Origin of the sequence: Paraburkholderia sejongensis, assembly GCF_020880815.1 — a bacterium.
GTDB lineage: Bacteria > Pseudomonadota > Gammaproteobacteria > Burkholderiales > Burkholderiaceae > Paraburkholderia > Paraburkholderia sejongensis.
In genome coordinates this window covers 182390-204853 of the sequence record NZ_JAJITD010000013.1, presented here as the reverse complement: position 1 = coordinate 204853, position 22464 = coordinate 182390, and the positions used below count along the sequence as shown (strand labels likewise).

Here is a 22464-nt window from a genome sequence, read left to right as displayed (position 1 = left end):
CTACTCCTTCAGAAGGCGCTTCACGAGCTCAAAGAATGATGCAGTAGTGTGTCCCCAAGGGACGGGGTCGAAAGTGAAGTCGTACGCGGCCGCAAACGCATCATCAAGATTTTGCCCGTGATCGCAAGAAAACCTATTGATGTCATCGATCAGAATTAACTGTGCTGCAGGAGGGTTTTCGCTTTTGTATAGTGCAACGATATCCTCTATGGTATCTCCCCATAGCTCGACATCTTCTCCGAAGCAACTCTCAAGAAAGTTTGTCAGTTGCGGGTACGATTCAGTTTTTTCCATGAATTTACTTGGCTAGATAAGCAGTAATGATGTAGTAAGGCATACCGTTGTATCGCTTTTTTACCAAGAACATCTGGACCTTACTCAGTTTTATTAATTGCCCAGTTTTCCTATCCAGTCCATGCCCTACAAATCTCCCGGTGTCCCAACTTAATGGGAGTCTTTGGGGTCCGGAGCCTGACTGTGCCCAAACTTTGATTTTCGACGCATGTGTTTGCATGACTTCGGAAATTGCTCGCTCAGCTATTTCCTGATTAAAGAATGATGTAACCATTCTAGGCGAAGTTTCGCGCGCGAGCCTTGCCTGTAGCCACGCTCTGTCCTTTCCCACGTGCTTCTCAAGCGTATGACCGCCGATCCGGCCACCAGCTTTCGCCTCATGCATTTCCAGGTTAACCCGGCCCATTGTGACACGCGCGACGCGTGCCGCCTTGATCGAGCCCGCAAAACCGAACGGCACGAGGATATCGAGCGACATGCCGATTCGGTCTGCGGTGTCCGGACTAGCTTTCATCGCCTCCGCGAGTTTCGCGGTACCTCGCTGCGTCAGCGTTTGCGTGTCGGTGCCCGTCCAAAGCTGTCTCAACCCAGTTGCCGCCGTGTCCGAGCCATGTGCGCCGAACACGACGCATCCGGCTTTACTTGCCATCGTCGGTTCGGGCAGCACGCAGAGTGCGCCCGCTCCTACCATTTCCAGCACGCCACCGACGACTTGCAGGCCGCCCCAAAGCCGGTTTGAGAGCATCTCGGTCTGACTAATCGATGCCTTGGCCAGCACCGCTGCCAACTGCGGCGCGCTGAACACAACGCGCACACCGTCACGATCTTCTTCTGTCGACATTTACATGCACCGTCTAGTTATTCGCATAGCTAAGTTACTGGCAAACGACGATGCATGAAATGGGCGAAGGATGATTTTCGACGACCGATTTTTCTAAGTGTCCTGACGCACGTGACGCTTACTGTTCCTACGCATTAGGTTCGGTAGGTAATCGGCAAAGCTGGAATCCATCACCCCCTACATCTTTTTGGGTGATAGAGAACTCCTGATAGGAGAGCCTCCGGGCAGCGGGCTCTAGCGTTTGGGGCCAGCAGCTGGCGGAGGGAACTTCGCGCTGAGGGGTCGTGACTCGCGGGCAGACGCACAAGAACACCCGCAAGCCTTACTTCTTCGTCGCCGCCAGCTTTTGCCCAGCAGCACCACCGGCATCAGCAGGAACGAGCGCGCCGAACAGCACGAGGTCGGGGCTCGGGATCGTGAGTGCGAGGCGGTCGGCCCCGGGCTCAAACATGCGTGGATTCGATAACTCGTACCGTTATGCGTTCGCGGCGCCGCGCACATTCGGCATAAACGCCGACTTATTTCTGATGATCCGCCCGACCGCCCGCAACCTGCGAAAGCAGCAACAGGTATTCGACTTCACCTCAACCTCGCGAGACCCACGCTCAGGCTGTATATCCGCAAGGGCGCACGCCTGCCGGACTAACGGCGGCGCAAGCCACGCAGCAGCGGTTTTCCGGGCGCGTCCGCCAAAGCTGCCTCCCGTCCGATGTCTTCAACGAACTGCATCCGAACGACCATGCGAATCAGGAGCCGCGCAGTAGAATGACCGCCCGGCTCCTTGATAGCGGCAACGGCAACGGCCGCGCTCAGCGTCCTCTCCTGTCCGACTCCTAACTGCGTTCCGCCGACTTTCCCCCATTCTTCTTGCTCGCCGGACCGGCCTTCTTTTGCTTTGGCTTCGCTTCGCCCTCCACCTTGGCAAACGTGATGATGTCCCTGTCCTTGTCGTAGCTCACGTCTACCGTGTCGCCCGACTTGAGTTTGCCGCCGAGAACCTCCTTCGCGAGCCGGGTCTCCAGTTGCTGACGGATCTGGCGTTTCAGTTCGCGCGCGCCGAATTCAGGCCGGTAACCGACATTGGCAAGGTGATCGATGACCGGGTCCTGCACCCTGAGCGTGATGTCCTGGGCCGCGGCCGTGCGGGCGACGCGATCTAACTGTATCTGCACAATCGAGCGGATGTTCTCACGCGAAAGTCCATGGAATACGATGATTTCATCGATGCGATTCAGGAACTCGGGGCGGAAGTGGCCTTTCAGCACGTCCATGAGCTTTTCACGCATGGCTGCCTCGGTGTCGCGGTCCTTTTCAGTTCTCTGAAGGTTGTCCATGATGATGGACGCGCCAAGATTGCTCGTCGAGATGATGATCGTGTTGCTGAAGTCGACGACGCGGCCTTTGCCATCGGTGAGGCGGCCATCGTCGAACACTTGCAGCAGCACATTGTTCACGTCTGGATGCGCCTTCTCGATTTCGTCGAGCAATATCACGCAGTAGGGACGGCGGCGTACGCGTTCGGTCAGTTGTCCCCCTTCGTCATAGCCGACGTATCCGGGCGGCGCGCCGATCAACCGCGCGACCGCGTGCCGTTCCATGTATTCGGACATGTCGATGCGGATTACCGCCTGCTCGTCACCGAACACGGTCTCCGCGAGCGCCTTCGCAAGCTCGGTCTTGCCGACGCCGGTCGGTCCGAGAAACAGGAACGTGGCAATGGGCCGGTGCACTTGCCCCATGCCCGCGCGCGATAAGCGCACCGCATCGCTCACCGCGACCACCGCTTCGTCCTGTCCGATCACGCGTTCACGCAGCTTGTTCTCCATTTCGAGCAGTCGTTCGCGTTCTTCCTGCGTGAGTTCCGTAACCGGAATACCGGTGAGACGCGACACCACTTCCGCGACCGCCGCCACCGTTACTTCGAGTGTCTCCGAGCCGGTCTTGCGCTGCCACGCCTCGGTGAGATCTTCGAGCTTCGTCTGCTTCTCCTTGATGCGCTCCTCGAAGTTCTTCGCTTCATCGAAACGCTTGCGCGACGACGCATAGTCCTGCTCGCGCTTCGACTGCGCGATTTCCGCTTCCAGTTCCTGGATCTCGGGCGGGCGCGACTTCGCGCCGATTCGCACGCGCGCCGCGGCTTGATCGATGAGATCGATAGCCTTGTCGGGCAGGTAGCGAGACGTGATGTAGCGGTCCGATAGCTCCGCCGCCGCGACAAACGCTTCATCGGCGAAAGTGACCTGATGGTGTGCTTCGAGTTTGTCGCGCAGACCGCGCAGAATGACGATGGTCTGCTCGACCGTCGGCTCGGGCACGAGCACCGGTTGAAAGCGCCGCTCGAGCGCCGCATCCTTCTCGATGTACTTCTGGTATTCGTTGAGCGTCGTCGCGCCTATCAGACTCAGCTCGCCGCGCGCGAGCGCCGGTTTCAGCACGTTTGCGATATCGAGTCCACCCTCCCCGCCGCCTTGCCCCGCGCCGACTATCGTGTGCAATTCGTCGATAAACACGATGAGTTCATCCTGCTTCGCGGTGATCTCGTCGATCAACTGCTTCGCACGCTCTTCGAATTCACCGCGATACTTCGCTCCGGCGACCATCGAATTGATGTTGATCTCGATGAGCCGCTTGTTGCGCAAGTCTTCTGGCACGTCGTCGTTCACGATGCGCTGTGCGAGCCCTTCGACGATCGCGGTCTTGCCCACACCGGGCTCGCCGATCAGCACCGGATTATTCTTCTTGCGCCTCGCGAGCACCTCGATGGTGCTTTCGATTTCCTGCGCGCGCCCTAGCACCGGGTCGAGCTTGCCCTCGCGCGCCATCGCGGTGAGATCGCGGCCGAACTTGTCGAGCGTCGGGGTGCCGGTTGGCGTATCGACGCGGCCGTCTTCCGCACCCTTGCCGACGATCTTCACCACTTTCTGGCGCAGGGCCTCCGGCGTAACGCCGTACTTTCTGAGAAGCGTGCCGGCGATGCTGTCGGGCACGCCCGCAAGCCCGATCAGCACATGTTCGGGACCGACATACGAGTGTCCAAGTTCGCGCGAGGCCTGGAACGCATACTGAAAGGCTTTCTTCAAGCGCGGCGAAATCGTCATCTTTTCGACCGGCGTATCTGAATCGGCTTTGCCTTTTTGCGCGTGCTCGTCGATATAGCGACGGATGTCGTCGGCCGAAAGCTTCAGCTCCTTGAGGAGTGCCTGCACGACATCCATGTCGGCGAGCACGTAAAGCACCTGCTCGGTGTCGAGTTCGGTCTTCTGCAATTCGTGCGCCTTCTCGGCGGCGCGTTGCAAAAGCTCCATTGTCTGCTCGCTGAAAGCATCGGTCACGTCGACGGACTCGCGCGGCACCGAAGCGACCATATCCTCGTCGTCTTCTTCGCCGGCGCCGCCCATGTCACCCATCAGACGCGATAGACCCGAGCCGCCCAGCAGGGAATCGAACGGATTCAGCATGGTTTGGTGCCGCATCAACTGGCGGTAGTCGTACTCGCAAATCGACATGGCTTTGCGGCGGCCGTTCTGCACGACGGTCACCTGCGCAACCGCCGGACGCGCGTGGCAAATCTCGCAAAGGGCTGGCATATCAGTAATCTCCGGTTCGGGGCGATTCGATACCGATGGCGCACAGCGCTGATTGCCTTCGAGCCGCCGGGGGTCGAGGGTCGGGAATTCGTGGCGCACGCGGTCGCTCGCCTCCATGGCGAGTCGGCGGGTGTATCGCGCGTGATTCTCTGCACTTCTCACCAACGCGGCCACCGCCATAAGAGTAGCATTCGGCGTTCCGTTCAAAGCGCCTGTTCTGCTGCGGGCACCTCGCTCAGCCTTGAGCCGCTTTTGCAAGATCTGCAGCTTGTTGCAACTTTTCCCGCGCCCACGGGATCCCCGTCGCATTCGTGAGCGGCCTCTGCCGCGTAGACCGGGCACGCGGATAGCTGCCCGTCGCCCGCGTATCGCCCAAATCTCCTTAAGTATCAGGGCGCGATCTGTCCCGACCTCACGGCAATTGCCCAACCAGCTCCGGGACACTCGTGAAAAGGTCGCCGATAAGGCCATAGTCCGCAACGCTGAAGATCGGTGCCTCGGGATCTTTATTGATGGCCACGATCACCTTTGAGTCCTTCATGCCGGCCAAATGCTGGATCGCGCCCGAAATGCCGACGGCCACGTAAAGCTGCGGCGCGACGATCTTGCCCGTCTGCCCCACCTGGTAGTCGTTCGGCACGTAGCCTGCGTCCACCGCCGCGCGCGAGGCGCCCAATGCCGCACCGAGCTTGTCCGCCAGCGGCTCGAGCACCTTCGTGTAGTTCTCGCCGCTACCGAGGCCGCGACCTCCCGACACGATGATGTTCGCGCTCGTCAGCTCCGGACGATCGAGCTTCGTGACTTCGCGCTTCACGAACTGCGAAACCCCGCGATCCGCCGCCGCTTCGATCTGTTCCACCGATGCGTTGCCTCCATCAGGCGCAACGGCATCGAAACCCGTCGCCCGCACGGTGATCACCTTGATCGCATCACCCGATTGCACGGTGGCGATCGCGTTGCCTGCATAGATCGGGCGCTCGAACGTATCGCTCGACACCACCGCCGTAATTTCGCTGATCTGCGCGACGTCGAGCTTCGCCGCCACGCGCGGCGCAACGTTCTTGCCGTAGGCCGTGGCCGGCGCCACGATGTGCGAGTAATCCTTCGCGACGTTCAGCACGGTCGCCTCGACGTTTTCCGCAAGCCCTTCGGCCAATTGCGGTGCATCGGCCAGCAGCACCTTCGCCACGCCAGCGATCTTCGCTGCCGCGTCCGCCGCGCGTTGCGCATTGTGGCCCGCGACCAGAACGTGGACGTCGCCGCCGATTTTCTGTGCGGCAGCAACGGTGTTCAACGTGGCGCCCTTGATCGCTACGTTGTCATGTTCGGCAATTACCAGAATCATCATTTCCTCGCGCTCCCGTTACAGCACCTTGGCTTCGGTCTGCAGTTTCTCGACCAGCATCTTCGCATCGGCCACCAGCACGCCCGCACCGCGCATGGGCGGCTCTGCCACCTTCAGCGTCTTCAGGCGGGGAGCGACATCAACGCCGAGATCCTCGGGCTTGAGCGTTTCCAGCGGCTTTTTCTTCGCCTTCATGATGTTGGGCAACGTCACGTAGCGCGGCTCGTTCAGACGCAGATCGGTCGTCACGACGGCCGGCAGCGTCAGCGACAGCGTTTCCGCGCCGCCGTCCACTTCACGCGACACGGCCGCCTTGCCGTCGGCAACCGTCACCTTCGAGGCGAACGCCGCCTGTGGCAAATTCGCGAGCGCGGCGAGCATCTGGCCGGTCTGGTTCGAGTCGTCGTCGATCGCCTGCTTGCCGAGAATGACGAGTTGCGGCTGCTCTTTATCGACGACCGTCTTCAGGAGCTTGGCCACCGCCAACGGCTGCAGGTCTTCATTCGACTCGATCAGGATCGCGCGGTCCGCGCCGATCGCCAGCGCGGTGCGCAGCGTGTCCTGCGCTTGCGTGACACCCGCAGACACGACGATCACTTCCGTTGCGACGCCCGCTTCCTTCAGGCGCACCGCCTCTTCCACGGCGATCTCGTCGAACGGGTTCATCGACATCTTCACATTCGCAATGTCGACCCCCGTGCCGTCCGACTTCACCCGGACTTTCACGTTGTAGTCGACCACTCGCTTTACAGCTACCAGCACTTTCATACCGTCTCCTTCGAATAGGTCGAAGCCGTGCGCGCCGTCACCGGCGAGCGGATCATGTCAGCCGCGCGCTCGGCCAGCATCAGCACCGTCGCATTGGTGTTGGTCGAGGTGATCGACGGCATCACCGACCCGTCGACGATGCGCAGCCCGGTCGTTCCGCGCACCCGCATTTCAGAATCGACGACGCTCATTTCGTCCTCTCCCATCCGGCACGTGCCAACCGCGTGATACACAGTCGAGCCATTGTCACGCACGTATTTCAGCAATGCGTCATCGGTGTCCGCCTGACGGCCGGGTACGGTTTCGTCGACGATATAGCGGGCGACCTCGGGCTGCGCGAAGATCCGGCGGCCGATCTTCAGTCCTTCCACCATCGTGTTGCGGTCCAGTTCGCTGCTCAGGTACGACGGTGCGATCGTCGGCGCCGCCGTGAGGTCGCTGCTGGTGATGTGCACGTGCCCACGGCTTTCCGGGCGCATCTGCCAGACGCCGCAGGAGACGCCGGGCTCCGGCTCCAGCACCCCGATGCGTCCCTCGGCGAAGCTGCCTGGCGCGATCACGAACTGGACGTCGGGCCGGGTTGCGAGCCGCGTCTGCGCAAAGCCGCCGACGATCGCCGCGCTATAGGTCAATACGCCGGTCCCCGACACGACGTAGCGCATCATCTCGCGCGCGAGCGCGAGTCCGTGCGAGCGTTCGTTCGCGGTACCCGCGCCCCGTACCCGATAGCCGAGCCGCACTACATAGTGATCCTGCAAATTGTTGCCGACGCCCGGCAACGCGATGCGGGTTCGAATGCCCGCATTGTCGAGCACGTCCTGATCGCCGATGCCGCTCATTTCGAGCAGCCTGGGCGTGCCGATCACGCCGGCGCTGAGTATGACCTCGCGGGTCGCGCGAAACTGCACCGAAACGCCTGCGCTCGTCGTCGCATTGACGCCGCTCACGTGCTTGCCGTTCATTTCGAGCCCGGACACCTGGACGCCGGTCACCACCTTGAGATTCGGCCGCGCCATCGCGGGCCGCAGATAAGCGCGCGCTGCGCTGGACCGGCGGCGTCCGTCGCGCGTTTGCTGGTAGTACCAGATCGACGGACCGCGCGTGTCGCTGTTCGGATCATCGACAAACTCGAGACCGGCCTTTTGGGCAGCTTGCACGACCGCACCGCAAATCTCCGGCGGATTCTGCACCCGGCTGACCTGGATCGGACCCTGGGTGCCGCGTTGTGCACTGTTGCCCTCGGTCCACGTTTCCGAGCGGCGGTAGAACGGCAGACAATTGTCGAAAGTCCAGCCCCTGGCGCCCGACTGCTCCCAGCTATCGATATCCTGCGCAAACGGGCGCACATAAAGCAGGCCGTTGATCGCGCTGGAACCGCCGAGTCCGCGTCCGCGCGGAAACAGGATTGCACGGCCGCCGGTCTCGGCGTCGGCCCGCGTGCGATAGCGCCATGTCACGGTCGGATGATCGAGCAATCGCACGAAGCCGGCCGGTACGTGGATAAACGGGTGACGATCGCGCTCGCCGGCTTCGACAAGAATCACGTTGACGTTCGGGTCTTCGGTCAGGCGGTTTGCGAGCACGCAACCGGCAGTCCCCGCGCCGACGATCACGTAGTCCGTTGTGTACGATTTCATGACTTCTCTCCGACAGCGGCCGGTTCACGACCTTCGAGTGCGGCGATCTCCTCGTCGGAGAAACCGAACTCGGCAAATACTTCAGCCGTATGTTGTCCGAGCGTGGGCGGCGCACGGCGATAAGCTACCGGGCTGCCGTGAAAATTCACCGGACTCGCGATGTTCGTGACCCTGCCCGCAAGCGGATGTTCGATCTCGATGACCGCGTGGTTATGCGCGATCTGCGGGTCCTGCGTCAACGCGGTGTGATAGTCCTGCACGAGCGCGCATGGCACGTCCGCGGCACTCAGATGCGCGACCCAGTACTCGGCGGTATGCAGCAGAAACTGCTGTTCGAGGATCACGTCGAGCGCATGCCGATTCGCAGTGCGCGCGGTGTTGCCGACAAAGCGTTCATCGCCCAGCAAGTCTTCGCGGGCCAATGCCCGGCACAGGTTCTGCCAGAATTTTTCGGTGAAGCAGGCCGCGAAGAAATAGCGGCCATCGGAGCCCTGATAGTTGCGATACGGCACCATCGTCGGATGCCCGCTGCCCAGGCGCTCCGGCGCCTTGCCGCTTCGTAGCGTCTCGCCGTCGCGCGGGATGGTGCTGAAAAGCGCGGCCGATAGCAGCGACGTATCGATGCGCTGACCTTCGCCGTGCCGTTCCCGATGCAACAGCGCCGCACAGATGCCGAACGCGAGCAGCGCAGCCGCGCCGAAGTCCGGCAACGGCGCCCCGAGCCGCACCGGATTGCCGCCGGCTTCGCCCGTCATGTCCATGAGACCCGCCACGGCCTGCACGATCGGATCGTTCGCGGGCCATGCGGCGTAAGGACCGCTTTGTCCGAACGCCGACACGCTTGCATAGACGATCATCGGATTGCGCGCTTTCACGGCCTCGTAGCCGATGCCGAGGCGATCCACCGTGCCCGGCCGGAAGTTTTCGACCACGACATCCGCCTGCTCCGCCATGCGCAGAAATGCATCGCGTCCTTCCGGCGACTTCAGGTCGAGGCGGATGCTGCGCTTGTTACGGTTCTGCGACAGGAACTGCACGCTTTCGCCCTCGACGAATTGATTACCGAGATTGCGCGACAGGTCACCGGCCTTCGGTTCCTCGACCTTGATCACGTCCGCGCCGAGGTCGGCAAGCAGCACTGTGCCGACCGGACCCGCGGTCATGACGGTGAGATCGAGAATGCGGTAGCCCGACAACGGGCCGACTTGCTTCTTATCCATGATTTGCCACCTGAGAATGCGATCCGTCCGTGAGTTCGGCACGGGGATAATCGAGTACGTCGAAGACGAGGCGGAACGGGTCGGCCTCACCGCGCGTGAGGGTCAATGCATGACCGAAATGGGCGTCGTCGCGCTCGGGACAGTCGGTGCGATAGTGGCTGCTGCGCGATTCGCGCCGCTCGATACACGCCTGCACGATGAGCTCGGCGGTCGTCGCCATGTTGTCGATCGTCAACGCATCGAGCACTTGCGGCGGCGTGGCCCCGCCCCCTTCGGCCAAAGCGTCGCGCGCGTCGCGAGCGGCGGCTAACGCGAGGTTCAGACCGCTTTCTGTCTTCTCGACGAGGCAATGCGCCTGCATCGCCGCGCGCAGATCGGAGGCGATACGTCGGGCGTCGAACGATGCATTCGGTTTTAGCGCTGTTTCCAGGCGCTGCGCCAGCGGCGCCACATCGGATGAGCCGGGCGCTGCGCTGCCGCGTGCGAACGCGGCCGCACCCACGCCCGCGCGATGACCGAAAACCTGACCCTCGGCAAGCGAGTTGCCGCCCGGACGATCCGGACCGCGCACGCCGCCCGCGAGTTCGCCGATCACGAAGAGCCCCTCGATGGTCGACATCGCGTCGGTGTTGGTCATCCGGACACCGCCATTCAGGCACTGAAAAGCAATCCCGACCTCGAGCAGATCGCGCTTCGGGTCGAGTCCCTTGGCGCGCATCCAGCGCATGGTGTTCGGAATGGTGGCCGCCAACCGATCCTCGGCGATGTCGGCGAAAGAGAAATGCACCGCGCCGCGCTCCGTGCCTCGGCCCTGAGCGATTTCCGTTGCGATCGCGATATCGATGTAGCGCGACTCGTTCGAGATCGTGAACGGGAACACCTTCTCGTTCATCGCAGCTTCGGGCGTCACGCCCGCCGGCAGATAGTCCGGAAGGAATTCGTGACCGTTGCGATTGAGCATCTTCGGATGCAGGATGAAGCACGACTTACTGAAGAGTTGCACGTAAGGGTGCACCATCGCCGGCCCGAACTGGTGGAACTCCATATTCACGAGTTCTGCGCCGTGGCGGAAACAGATCGCCTGGCCGTCACCGGTCATCTCCGCTGTCGACACCTGCTGCGAGAACAGACCGTGCGCGCCGCCCGTGCCGAGCACGACGGCCCCCGCCGAGACCACCAGCAGCCGCCGCGAAGCGACGTCCATCGCAACCACGCCGCTCACGCGCCCTGTCGAATCGCGCAGAAGGTCGATCAACGCCGCCGGCTGACGGGTCTGAACACCGAGCTTTCTGGCTTGCCCGGCGAGCGCGCTCACGAAGGCCTTGCCGGTTTTGCCCTGCACGCCGAGCGCGCGCGCATAGCTGCCGAAGTCGCTGCGGATGAGCTTATAGCCATCGGCGACGCGGTCGAACGGCACGCCGAGTTCGATCAGGTCCGCGATGCGCTTCGGTGCGTCCTCCGCCAGCACGCGCACCAGCTCGCGGTCGATGAAGCCGGCGGCCGGGCGCATCGTGTCTTCGTAGTGCACCGCAGCGCTATCGTCGGGACTGCCGTAGCCGGACGCCCCCATGCTCATGATTTCGCTGGCGCCGTGCACCGTGCTGCCACCCTGTCCGACCGGCGCCTTGGCCAGCATGAGGACCTTCGCACCCGCCTGGGCCGCCGACACGGCGGCACGCGACGCCGCGCCGCCGCCGCCGACCACCACGACGTCGGCTTGCGCGTAGTCGACGCCAAAGCCGAATTTCTCCAATGTCCGAACTGCCGTCACGTCTGTCTCCGCTTACGATTTGAGCGCGCGCGCCACGATGTTGCGCTGGATTTGATTGGTGCCGCCGAAGATCTGGAACATCTTGGCTTCGCGGTAATGACGCTGCATCGCGTATTCGGCGGAGTAGCCATTGGCGCCCATGATCTGGATGCCGTCGGTCGCGACCTGCACGTAGGTGTCCGAAGCGAAGTACTTCGCCTGCGACGACTCCACGTCGCAGCTTTCGCCTTCGTCGAGCAGCTTCGCCGCCCGAAACGCCATCATGCGAGCGGCGTCCACGCGCGTCTGCATATCGGCGAGCAGATGCGACACGGCCTGGAAATCGATGATCGACTGCCCGAACTGTTTCCGCTCGTTCGCATACCAGCGCGCCAGATCGATCGCTGCCTGCGCGCCGCCCACGCACATCGCCGACAACGCGATGCGCTCCTTCGACAGCACCGTGGTGAGCTTTTTCCAACCCACGTGCAGGCCGCCGACAATCATTTCTTTCGGGACCCGCACCCCGTCGTACACCACTTCGCAGGTCCGGATAGCGTGGCCGCCGAGCAAATCGATCGGATTGATGGTCAGGCCCGCGGACTCCTTCGGTACGAGCAGGAGGCTGATCCCGTCGTGCTTCTTCGCTTCGGGATCGGTGCGCACCGCGGTCAGAATGTAATCGGCCTGCAGCGCGCCGGAAATCCACATCTTGGTGCCGTCGACAATGAAGTCGTTGCCGTCGGCCACGCCGCGCGTCGTCAGTGAGGCGGCATCCGAGCCGGAGCCGTTTTCGCTCAGCGCGAACGCAAGAAAGGCACGCCCTTCGGCCAGCTTCGGCAACACCAGGGCCTTGATATCGTCCGGCGCAAAGCGCGCCAGCGCGCCGCCCACCATGTTCACGTTGGCGTTCCAGAAACGCGCGAGCGCGATGGTGTGATACGCGACGACCTCCAGATAGGCGGCCATGTCGAGATAGCCACCGACGCCGCCGTACGCTTCCGGCAGCGTGATGCCGAACCAGCCCTGTGCGGCGGCCACCTTCACGAGCTCCTCCGGGAAGCGCTTTTCCTCGTCGCACTGGCGAACGTATTCCGGCGATGCATGGCGAGTCAGCACCCGATTCACCGAATCTCGAAACTCGAATTGATCGGCATTCAGATACGGTTTCAGGTCACGCCGGTTGACCAGATTGCTTGCGTATTCGGGATTCACTGTGTCTCCTCCTTGTCCGGTCAGGACGCCTTGCGTTGAGCGATGTCGGGTTCGGCCTGGCCGAGCGGGATGGCACGCAACATCTCCGAGCGCGACTTCGCCCCTGTCATCAGGAACGCAAGATCCGAGCCGCTGAGAATGAAACGCGCGCCTTTTTGCACGTAGGCGGTCATCAGTCCCTCGTCGTACACCCCGCCGACGCCCGGCACCTTGCCGTGCCGGTGACATGCGGCGCATACCGCGTCGACGGCGGCCGCTACCCGCATATGGCCGAGTTGTCCGGTGATGCCGAGATCCGCCGCGAGATCGGTCGCGCCGACCAGCAGCACATCGATGCCCGGCACCGCCGCGATCGCGTCGACGTTCTCGAGCCCTTCGCGGGTTTCGATCATCGCGACGACCAGCACCTCTTCGTTGATCGCGCGAACCACATCGGCGATCGGCAGAGCCTGAAAGCCGACTTGCGGCAACATGCCCGGGATCGACCGCCCGCCGGCAGGCGGGAAGCGGCACATATCGGCGATCCGCACGGCCTGTTCGCGGGTACTCACGTGCGGCACCACGATGCCCATCGCGCCGGTATCGAGCAGTCGAGTGGCGTGGAACGGCTCGTGCCCCGGCACGCGGATGATCGGCGTCACGCCGCCCACCAGAGCGGCGGCGCAAATCTGTGCGGCCGTGTCGACGTCCATCGAGTTGTGCTCCATGTCGATGAACAGCCAGTCGAAACCCGCCGTCTGCGCGATCTGCGCGATGTCGACGGTGCGGGCCTGGCGCAGCCCCATGCCGAGTGCCAGTTCACCCGCGGCGAGTTGCGCTTTCGCGTGATTCTTGATGGTTCTCATGATGGCTTCCGTTCAGGCGGTGGCGTCGAGCGGCTCGTCGTTCGCCAGTTCGAGGTTGATGAATTTGGTGTCCATGTAGTCGCGGATCGCGTTCGGTCCGCCTTCGCGTCCGAATCCGCTGTCCTTGCTGCCGCCGAACGGCGTCTCCGCCGTCGACGCGACGAACGTGTTCACGCCGACCACGCCGGCCTGCAAGCGCTCCGTGGTTTCCAGCGTGTTGCGCAGCGAGCGCGTGAAGACATACGCGGCGAGCGCGAACGGCAGCCGGTTCGCCTCGGTAATGACTTCGTCCATCGTGGTGAACGGGGTGAGCGTGCCGACCGGACCGAACGGCTCGTCGTTCATCAGGCCGATGTGCGAAGCGGGGTTGGCGACGAGCGTCGGCTCGTAGAACCAGCCGCGATCGAATTGCGACGGGCGCCGGCCGCCGCATAGCACGCTGGCGCCTTCACTCACGGCTTCATCGACGAGACGTTCGATCGCGTCGCGGCGCCTGGCCGTGGTCAGCGGACCGAGATCGGTGTTCTGCTGCAACGGATCGCCGACGCGTAGCGCCTTGGAGCGCTCGACCAGCGCCTTCACGGTCTCGTCGAAAATCGATTCGTGGATATAAAAACGTGTCGGCGACGCGCAAACCTGGCCCGCATTGCGGAACTTGCCTAGCGACGCCAGATGCGCAAACGCGCCGATATCAGCGTCGCGATGCACGATCACGGGCGCATGGCCGCCCAGTTCCATCGTGACCTTCTTGAGAGTCTTCGCGGACATTTCGACAATCTGACGGCCGACCGGCACCGAGCCGGTGAAACTGATCTTCGCCACGCGCGGGTCGGCCATGATCGTCGGCGTAATCGTGTCGGCTTTGCCGATCACCAGGTTGACCGCGCCGTCGGGGAAACCGGCATCGACGAAACAACGCACCAGCGCCATCGTCGCGCCGGCCGCTTCGTTCGACGGCCGGATCACGATCGTGTTGCCGGCGGCCAGCGCCGGGCCGATCTTGCGGGCCAGCAGCAGCAGCGGGAAATTCCACGGCGTAAAGGCGGCGACCACCCCGAGCGGCTCGTAATGCACCAGATACCGTCCGCCCTTGACGCGGCTTTCGTAAGACATACCGAACACCCGGCGCGCTTCATCGGCGAACCAGTCGATCGACTCAGCGGATGCATTCGCTTCGCCGCTGGCCTGTGCGATCGGCTTGCCTGTTTCGAGCGCGACGAATCGCGCGAGCTGCGGCGTGCGTTCACGGATGAGCGTGGCTGCGCGGCGCAGCAGCGCCGAGCGCTCCCACGGCGTGAGCTTGCGCATTGCGACTGTCGCGTGGGTCGCGCTGTCGATGGCCTCGCTCACCTGTGCCTGCGTGGCCAGCGGCAGATAGCCCAGCCGCTGCTGCGTGGCCGGATTGATCGAAGGCTGGCCATTTTCAGCCGTCCCGGCTTGCCAGCGGCCGCCGAGCAGCAAGCCGTGCTCGCGGTAGTGCTCCTCTAGTTCCATTTGCTTCCTCCTGACAGATATCGCGGATGTTCCGGGCTTTCTAGGTGCTTTCCCGGGGAGTCTCTTGCATGCACTCTTTTTCTTATATCAACACCTTGACATCGAAGTGTCAACACTTTTACAGTTTGTGTCAGCGAAATACGATCTGTCGCATGCACTTCCAGCAACTGAGGTTCACCAGAGTTCACAAAAAGAACGCCACCGGCGCCGCCGAATGCGTCATCCAGCAATTCCTTTCCATGGAGCGAGACGAAAATGAATGAGTTTTCCCGTCGTACCTTTCTTCAAACGCTCGGGGCCGCCTCGGTGGCGGCAATAGGGACCGGCGCGTTGCCGTCGATCGCTCGGGCGCAGAGCGCGCAGTTCAAGCTGAAGTACGCGAACAACCTCGCGCTGTCCCATCCGCTCAACGTGCGCGCGAAAGAAGCCGCGGACGCCATCCAGAAGGAATCCGGCGGCCGTGTCGAGTTGCAGATCTTCCCGAACGGTCAGATGGGCACGGATACCGACATGCTGTCGCAGGTTCGCTCGGGCGCCATCGACTTCCTGACCCAGGGCGGCGTGGTGCTGTCGACGCTCGTGCCGGTCTCGGCGATCAACGGCATCGGCTTCGCGTTCAAGGATTACAACCAGGTGTGGGCAGCCATGGACGGCGAGCTCGGCAGCCATATCCGCACGGCGATCTCGAAGGTCGGGCTCGTCGCGATGGAAAAACCGTGGGACAACGGCTTTCGGCATCTCACGAGTTCGGTCAAGCCGGTGCAAAGCCCGGCCGACCTCAAGGGTCTGAAGATCCGCGTGCCGGTCAGCCCGCTGTGGACCTCGATGTTCAAAGCGCTCGACGCATCGCCCACCAGCATCAACTTCAGCGAGGCGTATTCGGCGCTCCAAACCAAGGTCGTCGATGCGGAAGAAAACCCCCTCGCGCTGATCGAAACCGGACGCTTCTACGAAGTCCAGAAGTTCTGCTCGTTGACCGGCCATATCTGGGACGGCTTCTGGTTTCTCGGCAACGCGCGCTCCTGGGGCAAGCTGCCGCCGGACTTGCAGACGATCGTCGCGAAACACCTGAATGCGGCCGCAGTGGCTGAACGCGCGGACGTCGCCGCCCTGAGCACATCGCTGATCGGCAAGTTGCAGTCACACGGCATGGCATTCAACAAGCCCGACATCCAGCCGTTCCGCGCGTCGCTGCAAAAGGGCGGTTTCTACGACCAGTGGCGCAAGAAATACGGCGATGAAGCGTGGGCGTTACTGGAGAAGTACACGCAGAAGCTCGCATGAGCGCGGACCACCGAAGAGTTTCTGGAGAACGAGTCATGACTTCCCGAGTTCATCCCGAGCAGGTGTTCGCCCACGACATGGGCACGCCGAACGAACGACCCGCGATATCGAAGGTCGTGCGCGTCGGCAGCGCACTCGAAACGGCCATCAAGTGGATCACCGAAGTGCCCGCTGCGTTGCTGCTAGTGGCCGAAGTGGTGCTGCTGCTGACCAACGTTTTCTGCCGCTACGTGCTGCAGCAGCCATTGATCTGGGGTGACGAACTCGCGTCGATCCTGTTCATCTGGCTGTCGATGCTCGGCGCAGTGGTGGCGTTGCGGCGCGGCGAACATCTGCGGCTGACGATGTTCGTTGCCAGAATGTCCCCGCAAAACCGCGCGTTTGCGCAAACGCTGGGCAATTTCATCGTGATGACCTTCGTGCTCCTGCTGGTACGGCCGGCAACCGACTGGGCGATGAACGAATGGATCATCAGCACGCCGGCGCTCGATCTGCCCAATGCCATCCCCGCTGCCGCGATTCCCGTGGCGGCTGTACTGATGCTCGTGCTCGCTGTCACGCGCCTGCTCGAGCACTCGTCACTGCGCGATTGCGTGAAGGCTTTCGTGCTGGTGGCCGGGGTCGCAACGGTGCTCTATTTCGCACGGCAAGCGCTCGCGCCGCTGACCGCAGTCAGCCTGTTCCTGTTTTTCGCTGTCGGCGTCGTCACGATCATCTGTCTCGGTGTGCCGATCATGGTCGCCTTCGGGGTGTGCACGTTTGCTTATCTCGCAACCGTCACCGGCGCACCGTTGACGATTGTCGTGAGCACCATGAATCAGGGGATGTCGAGCCTGATCCTGCTCGCCGTCCCGCTGTTCATCCTGCTAGGCGCGCTGATGGAAGCGATGGGGCTGGCCGAAGCGATGATCCGTTTCCTCGCCTCGCTGATCGGGCACAAGCGTGGCGGCCTCGCCTATGTGCTGATCGGCGCGATGTACCTCGTCTCCGGCATCTCCGGCTCGAAGGTGGCGGATATGGCTGCGCTCGCGCCGGGCCTGTTCCCGGAAATGAAAAAGCGCGGTGCGAATGAGGGCGACCTCGTCGCCATGCTCAGTTCGGCGGCGGCCATGTCGGAAACCATTCCGCCCAGCCTCGTGCTGATCACGATTGGATCGGTAACCGGCGTTTCGATTGCCGCGCTGTTCACCGGCGGCTTCATGCCGGCCGTGGTCGGCGCGGTGGCACTCGCGGCAGTGGTCTGGTTCAGAAGCCGCGGAGAAAGCCTGCAAGGCGTGCAACGGGCCTCCGCGGCCCAGGTCGGCCGCGCATTGCTGATCTCTGTGCCTGCGCTCGCGCTGCCTTTCGTGATCCGTGCGGCCGTGGTCGAAGGCATCGCGACGGCGACGGAGGTGGCGACAATCGGCGTCGCTTACACTTGTGTGGTGGGTTTGCTACTGTATCGCCGCTTCGACTGGAGCCGGCTCTATCCTATTCTGGTGGAAACGGCGTCGCTGTCCGGCGCGATTCTGATCATCATCGGGTGTGCAACCGCGATGGGATGGGCGCTCGCGCAGTCAGGCTTCTCCGCGCAACTCGCCACGTTGATGATGGCTGCGCCCGGCGGCAAGCTCGGCTTCCTCGCGATCTCCGCGATTACGTTCGTGATGCTCGGCAGCTTTCTTGAAGGTATCCCGGCGATCGTACTGTTCGGGCCGCTACTGTTTCCGATCGCGCGCGCGATGGGCATCTCGGACGTGCATTACGCAATGGTCGTGGTGTTCGCGATGGGACTGGGCCTGTTCGCCCCCCCGCTTGGCCTAGGCTTTTATGCGGCGTGCGCGGTCAGCAAGGTCGACCCGTCCACCGCGATGCGCCGCGTTTGGCCGTATCTGGGCGCATTGGCGGGGGCCCTCATCGTGATAGTGCTGGTTCCGTGGGTATCGACGGGTTTTCTGCAAGCAAAATAAAGGCATCGAATAGCACAGAAAGGGCAATCGACATGAAAAACGTGTTTAACAGTGAACCGAACGGCAAGGGGAACGCGCGCGCGCCCGAGGTAATCGCGTCGAAGCTCGACGACATTCGCGAACAGGTGCGCGCGATGATTCAGCGGGGGGACCTGCGCCCCGGGGAACGCGTGAATGAGCAGGCGCTCGCCAACCAGATCGGCGTGGGCCGCAATTCGGCCCGCGAGGCGCTGCGCTCGCTCGAACAGGCGGGGCTCGTGCGGATCGTCCCCAATCGGGGCGCCGAAGTGCGGCGGCTCTCGCTAGAAGAGGCGATGGATCTCTACGAGATTCGAGCAGGGCTCGCGCGCACGGCGGGACGTCTCGCCGCGCTGCGCCTGACCACCGACGAGGAGCAGTCGTTGAACCTTCTCGTTGACGAGATGGACTCCGCCGTGGCCGAGCGCAACAGCCTCGTGTATCAGACGCTGAACACCGAATTCCACCGTCAACTCATGGCAGCGACCAAGAATCCGCGGCTGATCACGATCAACCAGGCTGTCGAAGATGAACTGACGCTTTACATTCACAAAGGCGTGTATTCGTTCGCGCAGATGCAGCGTTCCTCGAAAGAACACCGCGAGCTTTTCGAGGCGCTACGTGCGGGTCACGCCGACGCCGCTGCACAGGCTTTCGAGAATCACGTGCAGACGGGCAAGAAGCGCATGCTCGATACCGTGTCCACGAGCCCGTCCGAACGTTAATGAGGTTGGAGTAGCCTGTTGAAAACCATCGTATTTCTGGACCGCGCGACGCTGTCGGCCGATCTTCCCGATTTTCCCTTCCCACATCGCTGGGTCGAATATTCGGCCACTACGCCAGAACAGGTGGTAGAGCGCTGCCGCGACGCGCAGATCGTCGTGACGAACAAAGTGCCGCTGACGGGGGAGATGCTCGCGCGGTTGCCGCAACTGGAAGTGATCGGCGTGCCGGCCGCGGGGGTCAATCATCTGGATATGGAAACATGCCGCCAACGGAGCATCGGAGTGGTCGCGTGTCCCGGCTATTCAACGATCTCCGTGCCGGAGCACGCGTTCGCACTGATGCTCGCGCTGCGCCGCAATCTGGTTCCTTACTGGAACGACGTTTATGCCGGACGCTGGAGCGGGTCACCCACTTTTTACGCTGAACTGCATCCAGTCCAGGATCTGCACGGTTCGACGCTCGGCATCGTCGGTGCCGGTCACGGTGGAAAGCGACTCGCCGAACTGGCCGGCGCGTTCGGCATGCGTGTGCTGTTCGCCGAGCGCAGGCACGCCACGGCGGTGCGCGAAGGTTACACCGCATTCGACGAGGTGCTGCGCGAGGCGGATGTGATCAGCCTGCACTGCCCGCTTACCGACGAAACGCGGCATCTGTTCGGTCTCGCCGAATTTGAGCGAATGAAGCGCAGCGCGTCGCTTGTCAATGCCGCGCGCGGCGGCATCGTCGACGAGGGGGCGCTGATCGAGGCGCTCGACCGCAAGCTGATTGCGAATGCAGCGCTCGACGTCCTCGAGCAGGAGCCGCCAGCGGTCGATCATCCGCTGTTGACCCGCGCGCGCGCGGATCTGATCGTGACTCCACATGTCGCATGGCGGACTCAGGTGGCGATGCAGCGGCTCGTCACACAGCTCGCGCAAGGCATCGAACAGCATTACGCGCGGCGCTGAAATTGAGCGTTTCGAACTGGCGCGTCGCTTTAACCGCGCGTGTCGACCCAGTTGCGAGCCCAGCGTGTGGAGTGCTGCAGCGCCTGCTCTTCGCTCTTGAAGTAGTCCAGCGAATAGAACTGGTAGCGGCCTTCGGCACGCATGCTATCGATGCGTTCGAGCAGCAGGTTGGATGAAAAACTACCGTCGGGCAAACGGTGCGTCGAGGGTTGAACGGCATAGCCGTTGTAGTGGTGAATTTGTTGGTTCTGCATTTTAATTTTAATGATATGCGGGCAAGCGCGCTCTTTGCGAATTTGCGCGGAGACGCCGATTCAAAGCCATTACTAGCCGGATTCGAAGCGTTCGGAAAAGCAAAGGCGGGCGTTCAAGCCCAAGGGGAGTGAGGTGCAACGAGGCGTATGGCGCTTGGCAGGCTGCTGAATCAACAGATGCAGCTAAAAGCGATCGCGCCAACTTTGGGAGACAGTGCTCCGCGAGGGTGTCGCTGCAGCCCGGCGTCCGTCTCCGGAGGCCGGGCCCTTCAAACTTTACAGCGGCTTGATGTTAGCCGCTTGCAGACCCTTCGGGCCTTGCTTCGTTTCGAAGGTCACCTTCTGATTTTCAGCCAGCGTCTTGAAACCGTCGCTTTTGATTTCGGAGAAGTGCGCGAACAGGTCGTCGCCGCCCTTGTCCGGGGTGATGAAGCCAAAGCCTTTGGTGTCGTTAAACCACTTTACGGTACCGGTATCCATGAAGAATCCTTGAAAAAAAATGCGGAAATTGCTCTGGTGAGCAGCGAATGAAGCGTCAAGGAGGGAGAGGACAACGAATACCGCTGAGGAGCGAGCAATTGATGAACAGCAATCGAACTTCTTGAACTTCGGCCGCCACACTAACCGGCGGATGACGCCAGCGTCAATACTTATCTTGTAACTGTTTGGCCAACAGTCCGTTTTGCGAACCAACGGATGCGGCGGCTCCGGGGCTCAGCGCCTTGCCTGGCATGGCGTGGCATCGCGCTCAGGTTAGACGGAGCTGGCAGGCAGCAACCGCTCCGAGCGCAGTCCTTGAGCTTGATCCCGGGCTTGCCATCAACGATTGCTCTCGAAGGGCAGCGGCCGAGGGCGTGCTGGGTGGTCTACGGTCGGTCTTAATGACCAGCACCTGCGTGTGCGGCCTTTCCATCGGCGCGGATTGAGTTTCAGATAAATGCTTAAGAAACGCTTAAGCGCCTTAAAAACTCGACAAATAAACTTCTCAAGCCTTATATGCCGGGGCCGATAGACAGAATGGAACAGACTTCATTGGACACCTCAAAGGTTGGCAGATGTCTCGCTAAGTGTTTCCTAAGCTTCGCGGACTATGGTGTCGGTAGTTCGGTGCATGTGAACCACTGGTTTGCTGGGAAGAGTCGCGCTGCACGGACGTGAAGCCGGGAGCGAACGCGATACCGCATCTGACCGGTAAGCGCTTACTGTTAAGCGACATAAAGCTGGCATAATCTGCGCGCCAGATTTTGTCCGCTCACTCTCCCCGCTCGCGCGCGCCACGTCATGCTACGACTCGAAGATCTGGAGCATCCTCCCGAAGGCTTTTTGAAAGACTTACCGGAAGGCGGCGCATTTTATGAATCGCTCCGCGGAACAGAAATTGAAGGTTGTCATTTCGGTTATTTCGCGGTGTATCGCGACGATCGGCTGGCAACGGTGGCGCCTTATTTCGTGATGGATTTTCACCTCAATACGCTGTTGCCCAATGGTGCGCTAAAAACGGCGTTGAGCTGGATAAAGTTCAGGCTCGGCTGCATCGGCAATCCGACGACCGACTACGGCCAGATCGAAGGCGAGGTGTCTGAAGAGACGCTCACCTGCATTCAGCGCGCGTTGTCGAACAAGGCCCGGCTTCTCGCGTTCAAGGGCTTCCCCGAAGGGCTGCCGCTTCCGGCTTTCGTATGTGCCAAAAGTTTGCCGGTGCCGGTCGTGTCACTCGACAGTAACTACTTCTCGTCCCTGAAGAGCGATCGTCGCAATCTGCTCAAACGCAAGCTCAAGAAGGCCGCGCCACTGCGTTACGAGGAGCATGATGGCGTGCCTGCGCATTTGCTTGAGCGGGTTTATGCGCTGTACCTGAAGACCTGGCAGAAGGCCGACATTAAATTCGAGCGGCTGACGCCAGACTATTTTGCGCACACCGCGCATATCAGCAAGTATTTGCTGTTTTTCGAGGGCGATACATTGATCGGTTTTACCCAGCTGATCGGTAGAAATGGGGTGCTGGTCAATCGCTACGTCGGGCTGGATTATGAACGCAGCGACGCCTATGGGCTGTACTTCGCGATGTTCGTTCGCACCATCGAATACGCGGTCCGGGAGCGTTATCGCGAGGCGGAACTTGGCGCGACGTCCTACGAATTCAAGCGGATTCTCGGCGCACGCCAAGTGCCTACCTGGAATTATTTCCGCCACACCAATCCGCTGGTACATCGCGTTCTTACGCTTCTGAAGGGGATGTTCGAGCCTTCCGCATCAGAGTTGCGATGAAGCTGGCCGCGTGCATTGGCGC

At 61.9% G+C, this 22464-nt stretch carries 19 protein-coding genes; 5 read left to right on the top strand and 14 right to left on the bottom strand.

Annotated features, from left to right (window positions below; translation table 11 throughout):
• The 12 genes from LJ656_RS24575 to LJ656_RS24525 all read right to left on the bottom strand — a co-directional run bounded on the left by LJ656_RS24575 (position 1) and on the right by LJ656_RS24525 (position 14996).
• Positions 1 to 294 carry a contact-dependent growth inhibition system immunity protein gene (locus tag LJ656_RS24575; RefSeq protein ID WP_230512118.1) on the bottom strand — a complete coding sequence of 98 codons (294 nt, stop codon included), beginning with the start codon at positions 292 to 294 and terminating at the stop codon, positions 1 to 3.
• Positions 295 to 298: 4 nt separating this feature from the next.
• A complete protein-coding gene (locus tag LJ656_RS24570; RefSeq protein WP_230512117.1) occupies positions 299 to 1135 on the bottom strand; it encodes an RNase A-like domain-containing protein in 837 nt (278 codons plus the stop codon).
• 322 nt (positions 1136 to 1457) lie between these two features.
• Positions 1458 to 1586, bottom strand: a complete 129-nt coding sequence (locus LJ656_RS34910; RefSeq protein ID WP_268998766.1) for a hypothetical protein — start codon at positions 1584 to 1586, stop codon at positions 1458 to 1460.
• 382 nt (positions 1587 to 1968) lie between these two features.
• Complete coding sequence (locus LJ656_RS24565) at positions 1969 to 4722, bottom strand: ATP-dependent Clp protease ATP-binding subunit (protein WP_230512132.1); 2754 nt, start codon at positions 4720 to 4722, stop codon at positions 1969 to 1971.
• Positions 4723 to 5134: 412 nt separating this feature from the next.
• The gene (locus LJ656_RS24560) at positions 5135 to 6070 is read right to left on the bottom strand and encodes an electron transfer flavoprotein subunit alpha/FixB family protein (RefSeq protein WP_230512116.1); all 936 of its coding nucleotides are present in this window, start codon (positions 6068 to 6070) and stop codon (positions 5135 to 5137) included.
• Between the two features lie 15 nt (positions 6071 to 6085).
• Positions 6086 to 6835: an electron transfer flavoprotein subunit beta/FixA family protein gene (locus tag LJ656_RS24555; protein ID WP_230512115.1), complete on the bottom strand. Its 750-nt coding sequence runs from the start codon at positions 6833 to 6835 to the stop codon at positions 6086 to 6088.
• A complete protein-coding gene (locus tag LJ656_RS24550; RefSeq protein WP_230512114.1) occupies positions 6832 to 8472 on the bottom strand; it encodes a GMC family oxidoreductase in 1641 nt (546 codons plus the stop codon). Before LJ656_RS24550 ends, LJ656_RS24555 begins: the two co-directional genes overlap by 4 nt.
• Positions 8469 to 9692, bottom strand: a complete 1224-nt coding sequence (locus tag LJ656_RS24545) for a CaiB/BaiF CoA transferase family protein (RefSeq protein ID WP_230512113.1) — start codon at positions 9690 to 9692, stop codon at positions 8469 to 8471. Before LJ656_RS24545 ends, LJ656_RS24550 begins: the two co-directional genes overlap by 4 nt.
• A complete protein-coding gene (locus tag LJ656_RS24540; protein WP_230512112.1) occupies positions 9685 to 11463 on the bottom strand; it encodes an FAD-binding protein in 1779 nt (592 codons plus the stop codon). Before LJ656_RS24540 ends, LJ656_RS24545 begins: the two co-directional genes overlap by 8 nt.
• 12 nt (positions 11464 to 11475) lie before the next feature.
• Positions 11476 to 12657 (bottom strand): acyl-CoA dehydrogenase family protein, encoded by a 1182-nt coding sequence (locus LJ656_RS24535; RefSeq protein WP_230512111.1) that lies wholly within the window; start codon positions 12655 to 12657, stop codon positions 11476 to 11478.
• Positions 12658 to 12677: 20 nt separating this feature from the next.
• Positions 12678 to 13502: an HpcH/HpaI aldolase family protein gene (locus LJ656_RS24530; protein ID WP_230512110.1), complete on the bottom strand. Its 825-nt coding sequence runs from the start codon at positions 13500 to 13502 to the stop codon at positions 12678 to 12680.
• A 12-nt stretch (positions 13503 to 13514) separates the two neighbouring features.
• Positions 13515 to 14996 carry an NAD-dependent succinate-semialdehyde dehydrogenase gene (locus LJ656_RS24525; protein WP_230512109.1) on the bottom strand — a complete coding sequence of 494 codons (1482 nt, stop codon included), beginning with the start codon at positions 14994 to 14996 and terminating at the stop codon, positions 13515 to 13517.
• A 255-nt stretch (positions 14997 to 15251) separates the two neighbouring features.
• Between LJ656_RS24525 and LJ656_RS24520 the strand changes: the two genes are divergently transcribed.
• From LJ656_RS24520 to LJ656_RS24505, 4 genes are all read left to right on the top strand, one after another.
• A complete protein-coding gene (locus LJ656_RS24520) occupies positions 15252 to 16280 on the top strand; it encodes a TRAP transporter substrate-binding protein (RefSeq protein WP_230512108.1) in 1029 nt (342 codons plus the stop codon).
• A 77-nt stretch (positions 16281 to 16357) separates the two neighbouring features.
• A complete protein-coding gene (locus LJ656_RS24515) occupies positions 16358 to 18229 on the top strand; it encodes a TRAP transporter large permease (RefSeq protein WP_425606000.1) in 1872 nt (623 codons plus the stop codon).
• Positions 18230 to 18261: 32 nt separating this feature from the next.
• Positions 18262 to 18972 carry a GntR family transcriptional regulator gene (locus LJ656_RS24510; protein WP_230512106.1) on the top strand — a complete coding sequence of 237 codons (711 nt, stop codon included), beginning with the start codon at positions 18262 to 18264 and terminating at the stop codon, positions 18970 to 18972.
• A gap of 18 nt (positions 18973 to 18990) precedes the next feature.
• Positions 18991 to 19920, top strand: coding sequence for a D-2-hydroxyacid dehydrogenase (locus tag LJ656_RS24505; protein ID WP_230512105.1), 930 nt, complete (start codon positions 18991 to 18993; stop codon positions 19918 to 19920).
• Positions 19921 to 19949: 29 nt separating this feature from the next.
• Here LJ656_RS24505 and LJ656_RS24500 read toward each other — a convergent pair whose 3' ends face one another.
• Positions 19950 to 20174 carry a hypothetical protein gene (locus tag LJ656_RS24500; RefSeq protein WP_230512104.1) on the bottom strand — a complete coding sequence of 75 codons (225 nt, stop codon included), beginning with the start codon at positions 20172 to 20174 and terminating at the stop codon, positions 19950 to 19952.
• Positions 20175 to 20450: 276 nt separating this feature from the next.
• Positions 20451 to 20654 carry a cold-shock protein gene (locus LJ656_RS24495; RefSeq protein ID WP_230512103.1) on the bottom strand — a complete coding sequence of 68 codons (204 nt, stop codon included), beginning with the start codon at positions 20652 to 20654 and terminating at the stop codon, positions 20451 to 20453.
• 801 nt (positions 20655 to 21455) lie between these two features.
• Between LJ656_RS24495 and LJ656_RS24490 the strand changes: the two genes are divergently transcribed.
• Complete coding sequence (locus LJ656_RS24490; RefSeq protein WP_230512102.1) at positions 21456 to 22442, top strand: GNAT family N-acetyltransferase; 987 nt, start codon at positions 21456 to 21458, stop codon at positions 22440 to 22442.
• Positions 22443 to 22464: the final 22 nt, after the last annotated feature.